The organism is Ornithinimicrobium humiphilum (assembly GCF_006716885.1).
In the GTDB taxonomy this organism is placed as follows: domain Bacteria; phylum Actinomycetota; class Actinomycetes; order Actinomycetales; family Dermatophilaceae; genus Ornithinicoccus; species Ornithinicoccus humiphilus.
In genome coordinates this window covers 2,084,273-2,100,007 of record NZ_VFPU01000001.1, presented here as the reverse complement: position 1 = coordinate 2,100,007, position 15,735 = coordinate 2,084,273, and the positions used below count along the sequence as shown (strand labels likewise).

Sequence of the window (15,735 nt, the reverse complement as noted above, 5' to 3'; positions counted from 1 at the left end):
CGTGACCACCGAGCCCCCGACCGACCCCGGGGGGCGTCGCGGCCGGCCGGCCGGGGAGTCCTCCGGCCCGGTCCCCACCGCGGCGCTGGTGCGCGCGGGCGTCGAGGACACCCGCCGCGCCGCCCGTCTCATGGAGGAGATCGCCGGTCGTGACCCCGGGCTCGACCTCGTCGAGCTGCTCGGCGACCTCGGCGGGGTGGCCGACCCCGACGCGGCGCTGCTGTCGCTGGTCCGCCTGCTCGACCCCTCGACCTCGAGCCGCTCCGGCGGCACGCCGGGCGAGCTCGTGCTCCCCGTCCTGCGCGAGGCGGGGGAGCCGCGCCGCCGGCTGCTGACCCTGCTCGGCGGCTCCGACGCGCTCGCCGACCACCTCGTGCGGCATCCCGAGCACGTCGACGCCGTGGCCGGCGGGGAGGAGCCCGACCCCGCCGCCGTCGCGCACGCCGTGGAGGGGCTGTCCGGCCGGGAGGGGGCCGAGGCGCTCCGGGTCGCCTACCGCCGGGAGCTCCTGCGGGTCGCCACCACCGACCTCGTGAGCGAGGACCCGCTCGCGCTCATGCCCACCGTGGGCGCCTGGCTCGCCGACCTCGCGGCGGCGGCGCTCGAGGGCGCTCTGCTGCTCGCCCGGGCCGAGACCCCGGGGGAGGAGACCTGCGACCTGGCGGTCATCGGCATGGGCAAGACGGGCGGCTCGGAGCTCAACTACATCAGCGACGTCGACGTCATCTTCCTGGCCCGACCTCGTGGCGACGTCGGCGAGGAGGAGGGCCTGCGGGTCGGCACCGCGCTGGCCTCGGCCGTCATGCGCATCTGCGGGCAGTCGACCTCCGAGGGAGCCCTGTGGCAGGTCGACGCGGCCCTGCGCCCGGAGGGCAAGCGCGGCCCGCTCGTGCGCACGCTGCACTCCCACCGCGAGTACTACCAGCGCTGGGCGCGCACCTGGGAGTTCCAGGCCCTGCTCAAGGCCCGTCACGTGGCCGGCGACGAGGACCTCTCGCGCGAGTGGCTCGACCTCGTCGGTCCGATGGTCTGGGAGGCGTCGGGCCGTGACAACTTCGTCGACGAGGTGCAGTCGATGCGCCGGCGCGTCGAGGAGCACGTGCGACCCGCGGAGGCCGAGCGCCAGATCAAGCTCGGCGCGGGCGGCCTGCGCGACATCGAGTTCAGCGTCCAGCTCCTGCAGCTCGTCCACGGCCGCTCCGACGAGGAACTGCGCTCGCGCACGACCCTCGAGGCGCTCGCCGCGCTGCGCGACGGCGGCTACGTCGGGCGCGAGGACGCCAAGGTGCTCGACGAGGCCTACCGGCTGCTGCGCTGCCTCGAGCACCGGGTGCAGCTGCACAAGATGCGCCGCACCCACCTCATGCCGACCGCGCAGCCCGAGCTGCGGCGGCTGGGTCGGGCGATGGGGGAGCGGCGGGAGGCCGACCGGGCTCTGGTGGAGCGGTGGCGGGCCGTCCGGCGCGACGTCCGCCGCCTGCACGAGCGGCTCTTCTACCGGCCACTGCTGTCGGCCGTCGCCCGGCTGTCCCCGGAGGAGGCCCGGCTCTCGCCCGAGGCGGCCCGCGAACGACTGGCGGCGCTCGGCTTCCGCGATCCCGCCGGGGCCATCCGGCACCTCGAGGCGCTCACCGAGGGAGTGAGCCGCCGGGCCGCGATCCAACGGCACCTGCTGCCCGTCATGCTCTCGTGGTTCGCCGACGGCGCCGACCCCGACGCGGGGCTGCTGGCGTTCCGCCAGATCAGCGACGCCCTCGGCACCACGCACTGGTACCTCGGCATGCTCCGCGACGAGGGCAGCGCCGCCCAGCGGCTCGCCACCGTCCTCTCCACCAGCCGGTATGCCGTGGACCTGCTCATGCGCTCGCCGACCACCGTGGCCCTGCTCGGCGACGGCGACGGGCTGGTCCCGCCGGGGGGCGACGACCTCGTGCGCCGGATGACCGCGTCGGCGCAACGCCGGGAGAGCACCGAGGACGCCTTCACGGCCATCCGGACGGTGCGTGCCCGTGAGCTGGTCCGCGTGGTCCTCGGCGACCTCGTCGGCGCGTGGACGGGCGAGCAGGTCCGGGGCGCGCTCACCGACCTCACCGACGCCTACCTCGAGAGCGCCCTGACCGTGGCGACCGAGCGGGTGCTCGCGCGCCGCGAGGAGCAGGCCGCCGTCGCGATGCTCGTCGTCGGCATGGGCCGGCTGGGCGGGCGCGAGATGGGCTACGCCAGCGACGCCGACGTCATGTACGTCCACGACCCCCTCCCGGACGTCGACCCGCAGGTGGCCACCGAGCAGGCGACCGAGATCCTCGCCGAGCTGCGCAAGGGGCTCTCGGGCACCGGCCCCGACCCCGTGCTGGAGCTCGACGCGGGGCTGCGTCCCGAGGGCCGCAACGGTCCGCTGGTCCGCAGCCTGGAGAGCTATCGCACCTACTACCAGCGCTGGTCGGCGGGCTGGGAGTCGCAGGCGCTGCTGCGCGCGCGTCCCGTCGCCGGCGACCCCGCGCTCGCGGAGCGCTTCGTCGAGATGATCGAGCCGCTGCGCTGGCCCGCCGAGGGGATCGACACGGCTGCCGTCCACGAGATCCGACGGCTCAAGGCGCGGATGGAGGCCGAGCGGCTGCCCCGCGGCGCCGACCCCCGCACCCACCTCAAGCTGGGCCGGGGTGGGCTCAGCGACGTGGAGTGGGTCGTGCAGCTGCTGCAGCTGCAGCACGCGGCGCGGGTCCGGGGGCTGCGCACGACGAGCACCATGGGCGCTCTGGAGGCCGCGGCCGAGGCCGAGCTGGTGAGCGAGGCGGACGCCGAGACGCTGGCCGAGGCCTGGCAGCTGGCCTCCCGGTTGCGGGACGCCGGCGTGGTCTGGCGGGGCCGGGCCGTGGACTCGGTCCCCAGCAGCGTGCGCGACGCCGAGGGTATGTCGCGGGTCATGGGCCGTGCGCCCGGCCGCGGCGGCGAGCTGGCGGAGGAGTGGCGTCGGGCCGGGCGCCATGCCCGCGCCGTGGTCGAGCGCCTGCTCTACGGCGAGACGTCGCCCGCCCCGGGGCGTGCCCCGGAGCCGGCCCGCGGCGTGCGACGGACCTATCCCAACCGCGCGGCCGGCTTCTCCCGGGCCGCCGCCGGACCCCCGCCCTCGCCCGACCGGTTCCCGCCGCCTCGCCCGGGGTCGGAACGACCCCCTCGGTCTTCGTAGGATGAGCCGATGACCTCGGCTCCCTCCGCCCCGCAGGGCGACCCCACCGGTGTCCTGCTCCTCGGCGGCGACCGGGGGGAGGTGGACGGCTGGGTTGCGCACCACGTCGCCCCCCTCGTCGTCGCGCCGGTGGAGCGGTGGACCCTCGTGGTCGCCGCCGGCCCGTCCCGCGTGGGCGCTCCCTACGACGACGCGGCCACCGTCCTCGCGGCCCGCCCGGTCCCCGCCAAGGCCGGCCCGGCGCTGGGCTTCTTCGAGATCGACGGCCGTGCGGTCGTGACGGTCCACGCCGGGGGACGCCGCAAGGCACCCTCCTGGGTGGTCTGGGAGCCCGACCTCGGGCTGCTGCGCCCGCCCGGCCTCGACCTCGCCGGACCGGCCGAGGTCGTCCGCGCCGCGGGCCGCCCGTCGGCCGTGCGCGACGAGCTGGTGGACCTGCTCCACGAGACCTCGGCCCGCCCGGTGACCATGCTGCAGGCCGTGATGGCGACCCTCGAGCTGCCCGGCACGCGCTACCTGACCGACCCCGCCCCGGCCGCCGAGCTGCCCGGTGCGCGACGGCACGAGCCCGACGCCCGCGAGGTCGGGTGGTTCGAGGACGCCGTCGCCGACTCGGTGCGGCTGCGGCGCGAGCTCGGGGTGCTGGAGTGAGCGGCACCTTCGAGCTGCTGCCCGCCGTCGACGTCGCGGGACGCCGGGCGGTCCAGGTCGTCGACGGCACCGACGACGACCCGCTGACCGTGGCCCGACGGTGGGTCGAGCAGGGCGCCACGTGGGTGCACCTGGTCGACCTCGACCGCGCCTACCGCCGGGGCGCCGACCTGCCCTTCCTCGCCGACCTGGTTGCCCGCCTCGAGGTGCCGGTGCAGCTCTCCGGTGGCCTCGACTCGCCCGCCGCCGTCGCAGAGGCCCTCGGCAGCGGTGCCCGACGGATCAACCTGGCCGCCACCGCCCTGCGCGACCTGACCTGGGTCGCCGAGCTCGTCGGGGAGCACGGCGACCGGATCGCCGTCGGCGTCGACGTGGCCGGCGACCGGGTCGTGGCCCGCGGCAGCGGGGAGGAGATCGGGCCGCTCGACGTCGTCCTCGACGACCTCGCCGAGGCGCTGGCGGGCACGACGCCAGGTGCCTTCGTTGTGGCCGACGCCTCCCGCGACGGGCGGCTGGCCGGTGCCGACCGCGACCTCTTCGCCACCGCCGCCGCGCGCCTGCCCGGCCCGGTCGTGGCCTCGGGCGGCGTGGCCGGCCTCGACGACCTGCTCGTGCTGCGCGACGCCGGGGTGTCCGGCGCCGTGCTCGGCGCGGCCCTGCACTCCGGCAGGTTCACCCTGCCCGACGCCCTGGAGGCACTGCGATGACCCACCGCTTCAGCGGCCACGACCCGGCGGCCGGCACCGACACCGGTGGGACCCCCTGGCAGGGGCGGACCCTCACCGGGACCGGCTTCGACTCCGACACCGGCGAGGCCGACGCGCGCCTGGCCGAGCTCCTGGCGCAGGAGGCGCCCGACCCTGCCGAGCTGGTCGCGGCGGTCGCGGCGGCGAGGCTTCTCGTGCCGATCGTCGCGGTGCCCGGGAGGATCGACGACTCCAGCGGCATCCCGGTCGACGCCACGAGCGACATGGCGTCCGTCACCCTCGTCGCCCCCGACGGGCAGCGCGCGCTCCCGGCCTTCACCAGCACGGCCGCGCTGGCGGCGTGGGACCCCACCGCCCGACCCGTGCCGGTCACCGCGCAGCGGGCGGCCCTCGCGGCCGTCCAGGAGGGCTGCGACGTCATCCCCATCGACCTCGCCCCGCCGCCCGGCCCGGCCGCCTGCACGCTGCGGCCGTCCATGGTCTGGGCGCTGGCGACCGGGCGCACCTGGGTGCCCGCGCACCTCGACGAGCACGTCGCGGCCGCCGTGGCCGCGGCCGTTGCCGACGAGCCGGCGGTCAGCGGGCACGGTCTCGAGGCCGGCGCCGGCGATGCGCTGCAGGTCAGCCTCGTGCTGCGCCCCGGGCTCGGTCAGGCCGACGTCCAGGCGCTCGTCACCCGGGTGGGGGAGCGGCTCGCCGCCGACGGCGAGACCCGCGCCCGGATCGACGCCCTCGCCTTCCGGCTGCGCGCGTCCTGACCACGTCGGCACCGGATCTGCCCACGAGCTGACCATCGGCTGACCACGACGGCCCGCCCCCGTGGGCGACGCACGGCACACGTCGAGCCGGACGCACGACGGCCCCCGCACCTCGAGAGGTGCGGGGGCCGCCAGTCGTGCGCTACGGCATACGGGGGATCAGCGGGAGCTGCCCACGGCGTCGTCCGCGGGCTCCCGCAGGGCGTCGGTCCCGTCGACCCGGGCTGAGGCGGCGCCGGGGACGTCCGCGGCCTGGACCGAGGCGGCGGCGATGCGGTCGCCGACCTCCTGGTCGATGCTGCGCCAGTAGGCGTAGACCCGCTCACGGACCTGCGGCTCGACCTCGCTCATCATCCCGGCGACGGTCCGCACCAGGCGCTCTCGCTGCTCCTCGGAGTAGACCTCCCGCACCAGGGTGTGCGCCTGGCCGAAGTCGTCGTCGTCCTCCCGCAGGTCGTAGGCCTGCCGGACCAGGGCGCCGTCGGCCTCCCAGCCGTTCTCGACCGGGCCGGTGCGGTCCGACCAGGGGCGGCCGAAGGAATTGGTCGCGTAGGTCGGCTGGTCACCGGAGTGCAGGTAGGCCATCGGGCCGTCGAACTGGTAGGCGTTGACCTGCACCTTCGGCTGGTTGACCGGCAGATGGGTGAAGTTGGCGCCGATGCGGTGCCGCTGGGCGTCCGGGTAGGAGAACACCCGGGCCAGCAGCATCTTGTCGGGTGAGACGCCGGTGCCCGGCACCTGGTTGGACGGGCTGAAGGCCGCCTGCTCGATCTGGGCGAAGAAGTTCACCGGGTTGCGGTCCAGCGTCATCGTGCCGACGCGGTGCAGCGGGTAGTCGGCGTGCGGCCACACCTTGGTGAGGTCGAAGGGGTTGAAGCGGTAGGTCTTCGCGTCCTCGTAGGGCATGACCTGCACGGAGAGGGTCCAGCTCGGGTGCTCGCCCCGCTCGATCGCCTCGAACAGGTCGCGCCGGTGGAAGTCGGCGTCGGTGCCCGCCAGCTCCGCGGCCTCCTCGTTGGTCATGTTCTGCACCCCCTGGTCGCTGTGCCAGTGGTACTTCACCCAGAAGCGCTCGCCCTGGGCGTTCACCCACATATAGGTGTGGGAGGAGTAGCCGTTCATGTGACGCCAGGAGCGCGGCAGGCCGCGGTCACCCATGAGGTAGGCGACCTGGTGGGCGGACTCGGGGTTGGCGGTCCAGAAGTCCCACTGCATGTTGGGTGAGCGCAGGCCGCTGTCGGGCGTGCGGCGCTGGCTGCGGATGAAATTGGGGAACTTCATGGGGTCGCGCACGAAGAAGATCGGCGTGTTGTTGCCGACGATGTCGAGGTTGCCCTCGTCGGTGTAGAGCCGGACGGCGAAGCCGCGGACGTCGCGCCAGGTGTCGGGGGAGCCCTGCTCGCCGGCGACCGTGGAGAAGCGGACGAGCGACTCGGTCGTGGCGCCGGGCTGGAAGGCGGCCGCCTTCGTCCAGCGCGAGACGTCCTCGGTCACCCGGAAGGTGCCGAAGGCACCGGAGCCCTTGGCGTGGGGCAGCCGCTCGGGCACCTTCTCGCGGTCGAAGTGGGCGAGGTTCTCGATGAGGGCGACGTCGTGCAGCAGCAGCGGGCCGTTCGCGCCCACGGAGAGGCTGTTGCGGTCGGAGTCGCTCGGGGCGCCGTTGCTCGTCGTCGAGCCGGTGGGGACCGGGCCGGTGCCGCTGTGCTCGGCGTTGACGTAACCGGGATGGGTCGAGGTCATGCGTGCTCCTTCGTCGGGGTGGAGGGGGCACAAGGTCCGGCGCACCCTCCGTGTCTGGAGTCACTCCAGTTTAGCCTGTCCGTCCCGTTGGGAGAGGGCCGACCCTCGGGTGCGGGTATGCCGTGGGTATGAGGTGGGCAAGCGGTCGGTAAGAACTTGGTCAAGAGGCTTGAGGTCCGCTGAGAGGCGTGCCTAGGTTCGAGGGACAAGCCGTCCGGCCCGCAGGGCGGTGACATCGGGGAGGTGCACGCGAGGCAATGGTTGCCCACGTCGTAGAGGCCGAGTTCGACCCGTACGACCAGGCCGGTCCGCCGGCGACCGCACCGTCCTCGGACGGCGCTGCCGGGGCGACCCCCGTTGCTCCACCCGCCGTGGCGGCCGCGACCGCCACCGCCGCCGCAACGGGCGCGGTGCCCGTCGTCGGGTCGGCCGGCGTCCTGGTGCTCCTGATGTCGGCCGCCTCGGTCGAGGGGCTGCAGCGCGTCGCGCAGGGCTGGTCCGGCCCCGTCCTCGTCGTCGGGTCGCCCGAGGAGGCGCGCGAGGTCATCGCCGGCGAGGGTGTCGACGTCCCCGGCGAGGCGGGGGCGGACACCCCTTCGCCCACCGTGGCGCAGCCGGCCGCACCGCCGGCCGGTGCGCAGGCCACCACCCCCGCGCTGCCCGTCGTCGCCGGGCCGGGGACCGTCGAGGGCCCGCCCCTGCACCTGGACGCCGACCGCCAGGTCGTCGTCCACCGCGGCAAGGAGGCGCCGCTGACCCCGCTGGAGTTCGGGCTGCTCTCCGCCCTGCTCGCCCGACCCGGCCGGGTGCGTCGCTTCGAGCAGCTCACCCAGGAGGTCTGGGGCACCTCCCACGTCGGCGACGCCGCGCCGGTGCACTCGGTGGTCAAGCGGCTGCGCCGCAAGCTGGAGAAGCTGCGCGCCCCCGTGCAGCTGCAGGCCGTGCGAGGGATCGGCTTCCGGCTCGCAGATCGTCCTGTGCTGTCGGTCGTCGACCGCTGATCCGACGGCGATCCGGCTCGTCGGCCGACCCGACGCGAACTGCCCAGGTTGCCCACTGATCACCCACGTTTGACCGTTGAGACCCCCTGCGGGGCTTCCTAGCGTCGAGGCGGGGGCCCGACCGGGCCTTCCACCTCGATGGAGAGGAAGAACCTGTACATGGAACCGATACGTCGTCGGCGGGGGTGGGTCACCGGTGTGGCCGCCGCGTCGCTCGTGGTGTCGGGGCTCGGAGCGACGGGGGCGGCCCAGGCCGCGCCCGGCGACCCGAGTCTCGCGGAGAAGGTCGACGCCGAGGTCGACACACAACTCGCGGAGCAGGGGAGGACCGACGTCTGGGTCCGCCTGGCGGACCGGGCGGACCTGAGCGCCGCCGCATCCGTCTCGGACTGGAACGCGCGCGGTCAGGCCGTCGTGGACGCCCTGAAGAAGACCGCGGAGAGCAGCCAGAAGGAGCTGCGCGCCGAGCTCGACGATCTCGGCGTCGAGTACGAGGCCTTCTGGGCCACGAACTCGATCCGGGTCGGAGGGGCGGACGCCGAGCTGGTCGCCTCGCTGGCCTCCGAGACCGCGGTCGAGGGCATCTACCCGACCATGCAGATCGAGATCCCCGAGCTCGAGGAGGGTCCGCCGCAGATGGCGCCGGCCGCCGTCGAGTGGGGGATCGACGACATCAACGCACCCGACGTCTGGGGCGACCTGGGCATCCGGGGCGAGGGCATCGTCGTCGCCTCGATCGACACGGGTGTGCAGTACGACCACCCGGCGCTGGTCAACCAGTACCGTGGCAACAACGGTGACGGCACCTTCGACCACAACTACAACTGGTTCGACGCGGCCGGCAACAGCCCCAACGAGCCGTACGACAACAACGGTCACGGCTCGCACGTGACCGGCACGATGGTCGGTGACGACGGCGGCGACAACCAGATCGGCGTGGCGCCCGGCGCCACGTGGATCGCCGCGAACGGCTGCTGTCCGAGCGACGCCGCCCTGATCAACTCCGGTCAGTGGATGCTCGAGCCCCGCGACCTGCAGGGCGAGAACCCGGACGTCTCCAAGCGGCCGCACATCATCAACAACTCCTGGGGCACGACGGTGCCGTCGAACGACCCCTTCATGGAGGACATCATCATCGCCTGGGCCGCCTCCGGGCAGTTCGGCGTGTTCGCCAACGGCAACAGCGGCCCCGGGTGCAACACCTCGGGCGCGCCGGGCAGCCGGATCGCCGCCTATTCGGTCGGCAACTACACGAGCAGCCACGTGATCGCGAGCTCCTCGGGCCGCGGCGCGGGCCAGGACGGCGAGATCAAGCCCAACATCTCCGCCCCCGGCACCGCGGTCAGGTCCTCGGTCCCCGGCAACGGCTACGCCTCCTACACCGGCACCTCGATGGCCAGCCCGCACGTCGCCGGCACCGTCGCGCTCGCCTGGTCCGGGGCTCCCGCGCTGGCCGGTGACGTCGAGGGCACCCGTGCCCTGCTGGACGGCACCGCCATCGACACCGCCGACGCCCAGTGCGGCGGCACCGAGGCCGACAACAACGTCTTCGGCGAGGGCCGGCTGGACGCCCGCGCCCTCCTGGAGGCCGCGCCCATCGGCGACACCGGCACCCTCGAGGGTACGGTGACCGACGGCGAGACGGGTGCCCCGCTCACCGGTGTCGAGGTCGACGTCGTCGGCCCGGTCGACCGCGACCTGACCACCAACGACGAGGGCGCCTACAGCGCGCTGCTGTCGACCGGTGACTACGAGCTGACGATGAGCAAGTTCGGCTACGTCACCGAGGAGGCCTCGGCCACGATCTCGGCCGGCGCCACCACCACGGTGGACGTCGCCCTGGACCCCGCAGCCAGCGCCACCGTCAGCGGCACCGTCACCGACGGCTCCGGCTACGGCTTCCCGCTCTACGCGCGGGTCGCCGTCCAGGGCACCTCGGTGGCGACCTTCACCGACCCGGTCACCGGCGCCTACAGCCTCGACCTGCCCCAGGGCGAGACGTTCACGCTCGTCACCCAGGTGCAGTACCCCGGCTACCTGTCGCCGACCACCGAGGTGACCGTCGACGGTGACACCACCGCCGACGTCTCGGTCGAGGTCGACGCCTACGCCTGCACCGCTCCCGGCTACGGCTTCGTGGTGGACGGCGTGACGGAGTCCTTCGACGGCACGACCCTGCCCGAGGGCTGGGAGGTCGTCGACCACGCCGAGACCGGCCAGGTCTGGCTGTTCGACAACCCGAAGGGTCGTCAGAACCTCACCGGTGGTGAGGGCAACTTCGCGATCATGGACTCCGACCACCACGGCTCCAGCGGTGTCCAGGACACCTCCCTGGTCACCCCGTCGGTGGACATGAGCGAGCTGACCACCCCGGTCGTCGGCTTCAAGCAGGACTGGTACTCCCTCTCCACCAACGCCGACGTGGACGTCAGCGTCGACGGCGGCGAGACCTGGGAGACCGTCCTGGCGCAGACCGCCTCCAGCCGCGGGCCGGACGACCGGGTCGTCCCGCTGCCGATGGCGGCCGGCGAGGGCGACGTCAAGGTCCGCTTCCACATGTACAACTCGGACTACGACTGGTGGTGGCAGGTGGACGACGTCTTCGTCGGCAACCGCGCCTGCCTCCCGCAGGGTGAGGGCGGCTACGTCGTCGGCACCGTGACCAGCGCGGAGACCGAGGAGGGCATCGTCGGTGCCCGCGTGACCAACCTCGACACCGAGGAGTCCGCGGTCACCACCGCCACCCCGGCCGACGACAACCTCGGCGACGGCTTCTACTGGATGTTCTCCTCCACCCCGGGCACCCACCCCTTCGAGGTGACCGCCCGCGGCTACGAGACGCTCACCCAGGACGTCACCGTCGAGCACGCCGCCGTCGTCGTCGCGGACTTCGCGCTCGGCTCCGGTCTGGTCGTGGTCGACGAGACCGGCATCGAGGTCTACCAGCCGCTCGGCTCGACCCGGGCGCACCGCTTCTGGGTGAGCAACACCGGCAGCGGCGCCGCCGAGGTGCAGCTGACCGAGCAGGCCGGTGACTTCACGATCCTCCGTGCCGACGGCACCGAGGAGAAGGTGGGTGCGGCCGCCGAGCTCGAAGGGGCCCCGCTGAAGTCGGTGAAGGTGCCGACGTCCTTCGCGGCCGGTGCGACCGGTATGGCGGGCTTCGGCGCGCCGGACCTGGTGCGCGCCCCGTCCGAGGCCTGGGAGACCCTGCCCAACTACCCGCGCGTCGTCATGGACAACCGGGTGGTCAACCTCGACGGTGACTGGTACTCCCTCGGGGGCACCAACGGGACCGCGTCGTTCCCCGACTCGTACCGCTACGACGCGGCGGGCCAGACCTGGTCCTCCGTCGCCCCGCTGCCCGAGGCGGCCTCCGCCATCGGCGCCGCGGCGGTCGACGGTCGCATCGTCGCCCACGGTGGTTGGGTCGGCTCCGGCGTGAGCTCCTCGACGGCCGTCTACGACCCGGCGGCGGACGCCTGGTCCGACGGGGCCGACGCCCCGGCGGCCGTGTCCGCGATGGGCACCGCGGTGCTCGACGGCAAGGTCTACTCCGTCGGTGGCTGCACGACCTCGTCGTGCACCCCGATGACCGACGCCGTGATGGCCTACGACGTCGCGGCCGACGCGTGGGAGACGCTGGCCGACTACCCGGTCGGCGTGGCCTTCGCCAGCTGTGGCGCGGTCGACGGTCAGGTCATCTGCACGGGTGGCAACCCGGGCACGACCGGTGTGACGGACACCTACGCCTACGACCCGGCCGCGGACACCTGGACCGAGCTGGCCGACGCGCCCTACGGCGTGTGGGCCGCGTCCTCGGCCGCCGCCAACGGCAAGCTGGTCGTCATCGGTGGTGTCCAGAACGACGAGGTCACCAACCGCACCTTCGCCTACGACCCCGCCTCGGGCGAGTGGGAGAACCTGCCCAACGCGACGGCCGCGGTCTACCGCGGTGGCGCCGCCTGCGGCATCGTCAAGGTCGGTGGCTCCAGCGGTGGCTTCACCCCGGTGGACGCGACCGAGCAGCTGCCCGGCTACGACGACTGCGGCGCCTCGGCGACCGACGTCGACTGGCTGGACATCGACCCGGCGGAGTTCACGCTCGCCCCGGGCGAGCGCGTCCGGGTCACCGTCACCACTGACGCCAACGTCGCCCAGCCGGGCACGTACACGGCGGCGGTGGGGGTCAAGGCGAACACCGCCCAGCGGTTCGACCCGATCCCGGTCGTCATGCACGTCACGCCGCCGAACGCCTGGGGCAAGTTCCAGGGCACGGTCAGCGGCACGACCTGCGACGGCGGCACCGCCGGCCTCGGTGGCGCCGTGGTGGACCTCTCGCCGAACAACGGTGAGGGTGCCGGCTACAGCCTGGTGACGGGGGCCGACGGCTCCTACGCCTACTGGGTGAACGCCGGTCGCTACCAGACGATCGCCGCCAAGGACGGTCACCGCCCGCAGGTGGACACCGTCCAGATCACCCGTGGTCGCATCACGACCAAGGACTGGACGCTCACCCGGATCGGCTGCTGACGCAGCTCGCTCCACGGTCGGCCCGTCCCGCGTCCGCGCGAGGCGGGCCGACCCGCGTCGTCTGCTACGATGGTTCATCGACCAGTCGGAGTCCTGTGCCCTGTGCGCCGGACCCTGACGTGCAAGAGGGGCTCGCGCCCCCACCCGCGTCGACCTCAGGGTCGCCGGGTCCCAGGTCCGCCCTCCCGGGCTCGCCCGGAAGGTGAGGTAGGACGTGACCGTGCGTCACGGCATACCTCGTCGGCATGAGCCGGCACCCGCGGACCGGTGGCGAAGGCCTCTTGCGCACCCCGTGCCAGGAGGCCTTTCTGGTGTCCGGGTGGAGAGGACGACAGACGAAGGAGCAGCACATCAGCGAGCCTCGCATCAATGACCGCATCCGGGTTCCGGAGGTGCGGTTGGTGGGCCCCAACGGGGAGCAGGTCGGCATCGTGCGCGTCGAGGACGCGCTGCGGCTTGCCGCAGAGGCCGACCTCGACCTCGTCGAGGTGGCCCCCATGGCACGTCCCCCGGTCGCCAAGCTCATGGACTACGGCAAGTACAAGTACGAGACCGCCATGAAGGCGCGTGAGGCCCGGAAGAACCAGGTCAACACGGTCATCAAGGAGATCAAGCTCCGTCCGAAGATCGACCCCCACGACTACGGCACCAAGAAGGGCCACGTCGAGCGGTTCCTCAAGGCCGGCGACAAGGTCAAGGTCACGATCATGTTCCGTGGTCGCGAGCAGTCCCGCCCCGAGCTGGGCTTCCGGCTGCTGCAGCGGCTGGCCGAGGACGTCGCCGAGCTGGGCTTCGTCGAGAGCGCCCCGCGCCAGGACGGCCGCAACATGGTCATGGTGCTCGGCCCCGCCAAGAAGAAGACCGCCGTGCGGCAGGAGCAGAAGAAGCGCGACGCCGAGCGCGCCGCCGCCACCGAGGCCGCCCCCGGGGCGACCGAGGACACCGCCGGCACGACAGAGACCACCCCCGAGCAGGAGTGAGCGGCGGCGCCCAGCGCCACGCAGTGCCCGGACACACCCATGCGCGCCCGCCCCGGCGCGCGGTCAGTTGAAGGAGATCGGCCCATGCCGAAGATGAAGACCCACAGCGGTGCCAAGAAGCGCTTCCGCGTCACCGGCTCCGGCAAGGTGATGCGTCAGCGTGCGCGCCACGTGCACAAGTTCCAGGAGCGTCCGGCCCGCCAGGCCCGCCGCCTCGTCAACGACGTGGTGGTCGCCCCCGCCGACACCCGCAAGGTGAAGAAGATGCTCGGCCTCTAAGGCCTGAGCTCTCTCACCCTTTCCCCCCAGAACTCAGCAAGGAGACATCACGTGGCACGCGTGAAGCGGGCGGTCAACGCCCAGAAGAAGCGTCGGGTCGTCCTGGAGCGCGCCAGCGGTTACCGCGGCCAGCGCAGCCGGCTCTACCGCAAGGCCAAGGAGCAGGTCACCCACTCCCTCGTCTACAGCTACAACGACCGTCGCGCCCGCAAGGGTGACTTCCGTCGGCTGTGGATCCAGCGCATCAACGCCGGCGCCCGCGCCAACGGCATGACCTACAACCGGTTCATCCAGGGCCTGAAGGCCGCCGGTGTCGAGGTCGACCGCCGCATGCTCGCCGAGCTCGCCGTCAACGACGAGGCCGCCTTCGTGGCGCTCGTCGAGCTGGCCAAGGCCAACGTGCCGGCCGCCGACGCCGCCTGAGGCTCAGCACTCCTTCGACGCCCCAGCCCGTGATCATCCCCGGCCGCCCGCCGCTGCTCAGCAGCACGCGCGGCGAACGGGTCCGCCAGGTCGCGGCGCTGGGGCGTCGTGCTGCCCGGGAGAAGTCGGGCAGGTTCCTCGTCGAGGGGCCCCAGGGCGTGCGGGAGCTGCTCCGGTATGCCGCGCCCTCGGCCGAGGCCCTGTACGTCACCGAGCCCGCCGCGGCACGGCATACCGAGATCGTGGCGGAGGCCGACGAGGCGGGGGTGCCCGTGCACCCCTGTACCGAGCAGGTGCTCGCGGCGATGGCCGACACCGGGACCCCGCAGGGTATGCTCGCGGTCGCGCGGCGGGTCGACGTGCCGCTGCAGGAGGCGCTGGACGCGGTCGGCGAGGACGGCTTCGCGGTCGTGCTGACCCACGTGAGGGACCCCGGCAACGCCGGGACGGTCCTGCGGGGTGCGGATGCCTTCGGGGCGGCCGCCGTGCTCGTCAGCGCCGCCTCGGTCGACGTCTACAACCCCAAGGTCGTCCGGTCCACGGTCGGCTCCCTCTTCCACCTGCCCGTCTCCGTCGGCACGCCCGTCGAGGACCTGCTGCAGACCTGCCGCGAGCGCGGCATCCGGCTGCTCGCCGCCGACGGCAGCGGCACCACCATGCTTCCCGATGCCGACCTGTCCGCTCCGCACGCCTGGGTGATGGGCAACGAGGCGTGGGGGCTCGAGCCCGAGGTGCTCGAGCTGTGCGACGACGTCGTCGCGATCCCGATCCAGCGGGCCGAGTCGCTCAACCTGGCCATGGCGGCAACCGTCTGCCTGCACGCCTCCAGCGCCGCCCAGCGGTAGCGTCGACGCCGTGGCGGTACTGCTCGAGGACCTCGTCGCCGGATCCCTGCTCGTCCGCGAGAGGCTGACCGGGGCGCTCGCCGAAGGGGACCGGCTCGTCGACGTCGAGCTCGAGGGATGCACGCTGTTCGACGCCGTGCTGGCCGGGACCGAGCTCTCGGGCGTCAAGCTGGAGGACTGCTCGGTGGAGCGTGTCGACCTCTCCCGCGCCCGGCTGCCGGACGTGACCCTCGACGGCTGCACGTTCGTCGGGTGCAAGGCCCTGGCGACGTCGTGGTCGATGATGCGGCGGCCTGCGCTGACCCCGAGCCCGAGCAGCTGGCTCGACTGCCGGCTCGACCTCGGGAGCCTGTCGGGGCTGGACCTGCGCGGCAGCCGGTTCACGGGCTGCTCGTTGCGCGACGCCGACCTCAGCGGGGCGGACCTGCGGGAGGTGACCTTCCTCGACTGCGACCTCACGGGTGCCCGGCTGGACGGGGCCGACCTGCGGGGAGTCGACCTGCGAGGGTCCTCCGGCTACGGGGTGGACGTCCGCGACGCCCGCGTCGAGGGGCTGCGCGTGGACGTCGCCGGGGCCGAGGCGCTGCTCTCGATCCTGGGCGTCGAGGTGGACTGAGGCCGCCCCCACCAC

Annotated in this window: 12 protein-coding genes; 11 read left to right on the top strand and 1 reads right to left on the bottom strand. The window is 73.5% G+C overall.

Annotated elements, in window-relative coordinates; genetic code table 11:
- Position 1 precedes the first annotated feature (1 nt).
- From FB476_RS09840 to FB476_RS09825, 4 genes are read left to right on the top strand one after another with little or no spacing between them, the layout of a single operon-like run.
- On the top strand, positions 2 to 3,187 hold the full coding sequence (locus FB476_RS09840) for a bifunctional [glutamine synthetase] adenylyltransferase/[glutamine synthetase]-adenylyl-L-tyrosine phosphorylase (RefSeq protein WP_141818601.1): 3,186 nt from the start codon (positions 2 to 4) through the stop codon (positions 3,185 to 3,187).
- A 9-nt stretch (positions 3,188 to 3,196) separates the two neighbouring features.
- A complete protein-coding gene (locus FB476_RS09835; RefSeq protein ID WP_141818600.1) occupies positions 3,197 to 3,838 on the top strand; it encodes a hypothetical protein in 642 nt (213 codons plus the stop codon).
- On the top strand, positions 3,835 to 4,545 hold the full coding sequence (locus tag FB476_RS09830) for a HisA/HisF-related TIM barrel protein (RefSeq protein ID WP_141818599.1): 711 nt from the start codon (positions 3,835 to 3,837) through the stop codon (positions 4,543 to 4,545). The genes FB476_RS09835 and FB476_RS09830 overlap by 4 nt, the downstream gene beginning before the upstream one ends.
- Entirely contained in the window at positions 4,542 to 5,303 is a 762-nt protein-coding gene (locus FB476_RS09825; RefSeq protein ID WP_141818598.1) for an SseB family protein, read from the top strand. Before FB476_RS09830 ends, FB476_RS09825 begins: the two co-directional genes overlap by 4 nt.
- A 159-nt stretch (positions 5,304 to 5,462) precedes the next feature.
- Here the strand turns inward: FB476_RS09825 and FB476_RS09820 are convergent, their stop codons facing one another.
- The gene (locus tag FB476_RS09820) at positions 5,463 to 7,043 is read right to left on the bottom strand and encodes a catalase (protein ID WP_141818597.1); all 1,581 of its coding nucleotides are present in this window, start codon (positions 7,041 to 7,043) and stop codon (positions 5,463 to 5,465) included.
- A gap of 371 nt (positions 7,044 to 7,414) precedes the next feature.
- Here FB476_RS09820 and FB476_RS09815 point away from each other — a divergent pair, with 371 nt between their 5' ends.
- The 7 genes from FB476_RS09815 to FB476_RS17130 all read left to right on the top strand — a co-directional run bounded on the left by FB476_RS09815 (position 7,415) and on the right by FB476_RS17130 (position 15,720).
- The gene (locus FB476_RS09815; RefSeq protein WP_170233587.1) at positions 7,415 to 8,044 is read left to right on the top strand and encodes a winged helix-turn-helix domain-containing protein; all 630 of its coding nucleotides are present in this window, start codon (positions 7,415 to 7,417) and stop codon (positions 8,042 to 8,044) included.
- 159 nt (positions 8,045 to 8,203) lie between these two features.
- On the top strand, positions 8,204 to 12,577 hold the full coding sequence (locus FB476_RS09810) for a S8 family serine peptidase (protein WP_238329650.1): 4,374 nt from the start codon (positions 8,204 to 8,206) through the stop codon (positions 12,575 to 12,577).
- A gap of 350 nt (positions 12,578 to 12,927) precedes the next feature.
- Positions 12,928 to 13,557 (top strand): translation initiation factor IF-3, encoded by a 630-nt coding sequence (gene infC, locus FB476_RS09805; RefSeq protein WP_141820139.1) that lies wholly within the window; start codon positions 12,928 to 12,930, stop codon positions 13,555 to 13,557.
- 84 nt (positions 13,558 to 13,641) lie between these two features.
- Positions 13,642 to 13,836, top strand: a complete 195-nt coding sequence (rpmI, locus tag FB476_RS09800; RefSeq protein WP_141818595.1) for a 50S ribosomal protein L35 — start codon at positions 13,642 to 13,644, stop codon at positions 13,834 to 13,836.
- Positions 13,837 to 13,887: 51 nt separating this feature from the next.
- Positions 13,888 to 14,259, top strand: a complete 372-nt coding sequence (rplT, locus tag FB476_RS09795; protein WP_141818594.1) for a 50S ribosomal protein L20 — start codon at positions 13,888 to 13,890, stop codon at positions 14,257 to 14,259.
- Between the two features lie 29 nt (positions 14,260 to 14,288).
- Positions 14,289 to 15,104 carry a TrmH family RNA methyltransferase gene (locus FB476_RS09790; RefSeq protein WP_238329649.1) on the top strand — a complete coding sequence of 272 codons (816 nt, stop codon included), beginning with the start codon at positions 14,289 to 14,291 and terminating at the stop codon, positions 15,102 to 15,104.
- A 10-nt stretch (positions 15,105 to 15,114) separates the two neighbouring features.
- On the top strand, positions 15,115 to 15,720 hold the full coding sequence (locus tag FB476_RS17130; RefSeq protein WP_141818593.1) for a pentapeptide repeat-containing protein: 606 nt from the start codon (positions 15,115 to 15,117) through the stop codon (positions 15,718 to 15,720).
- The last annotated feature ends 15 nt before the right edge of the window (positions 15,721 to 15,735 follow it).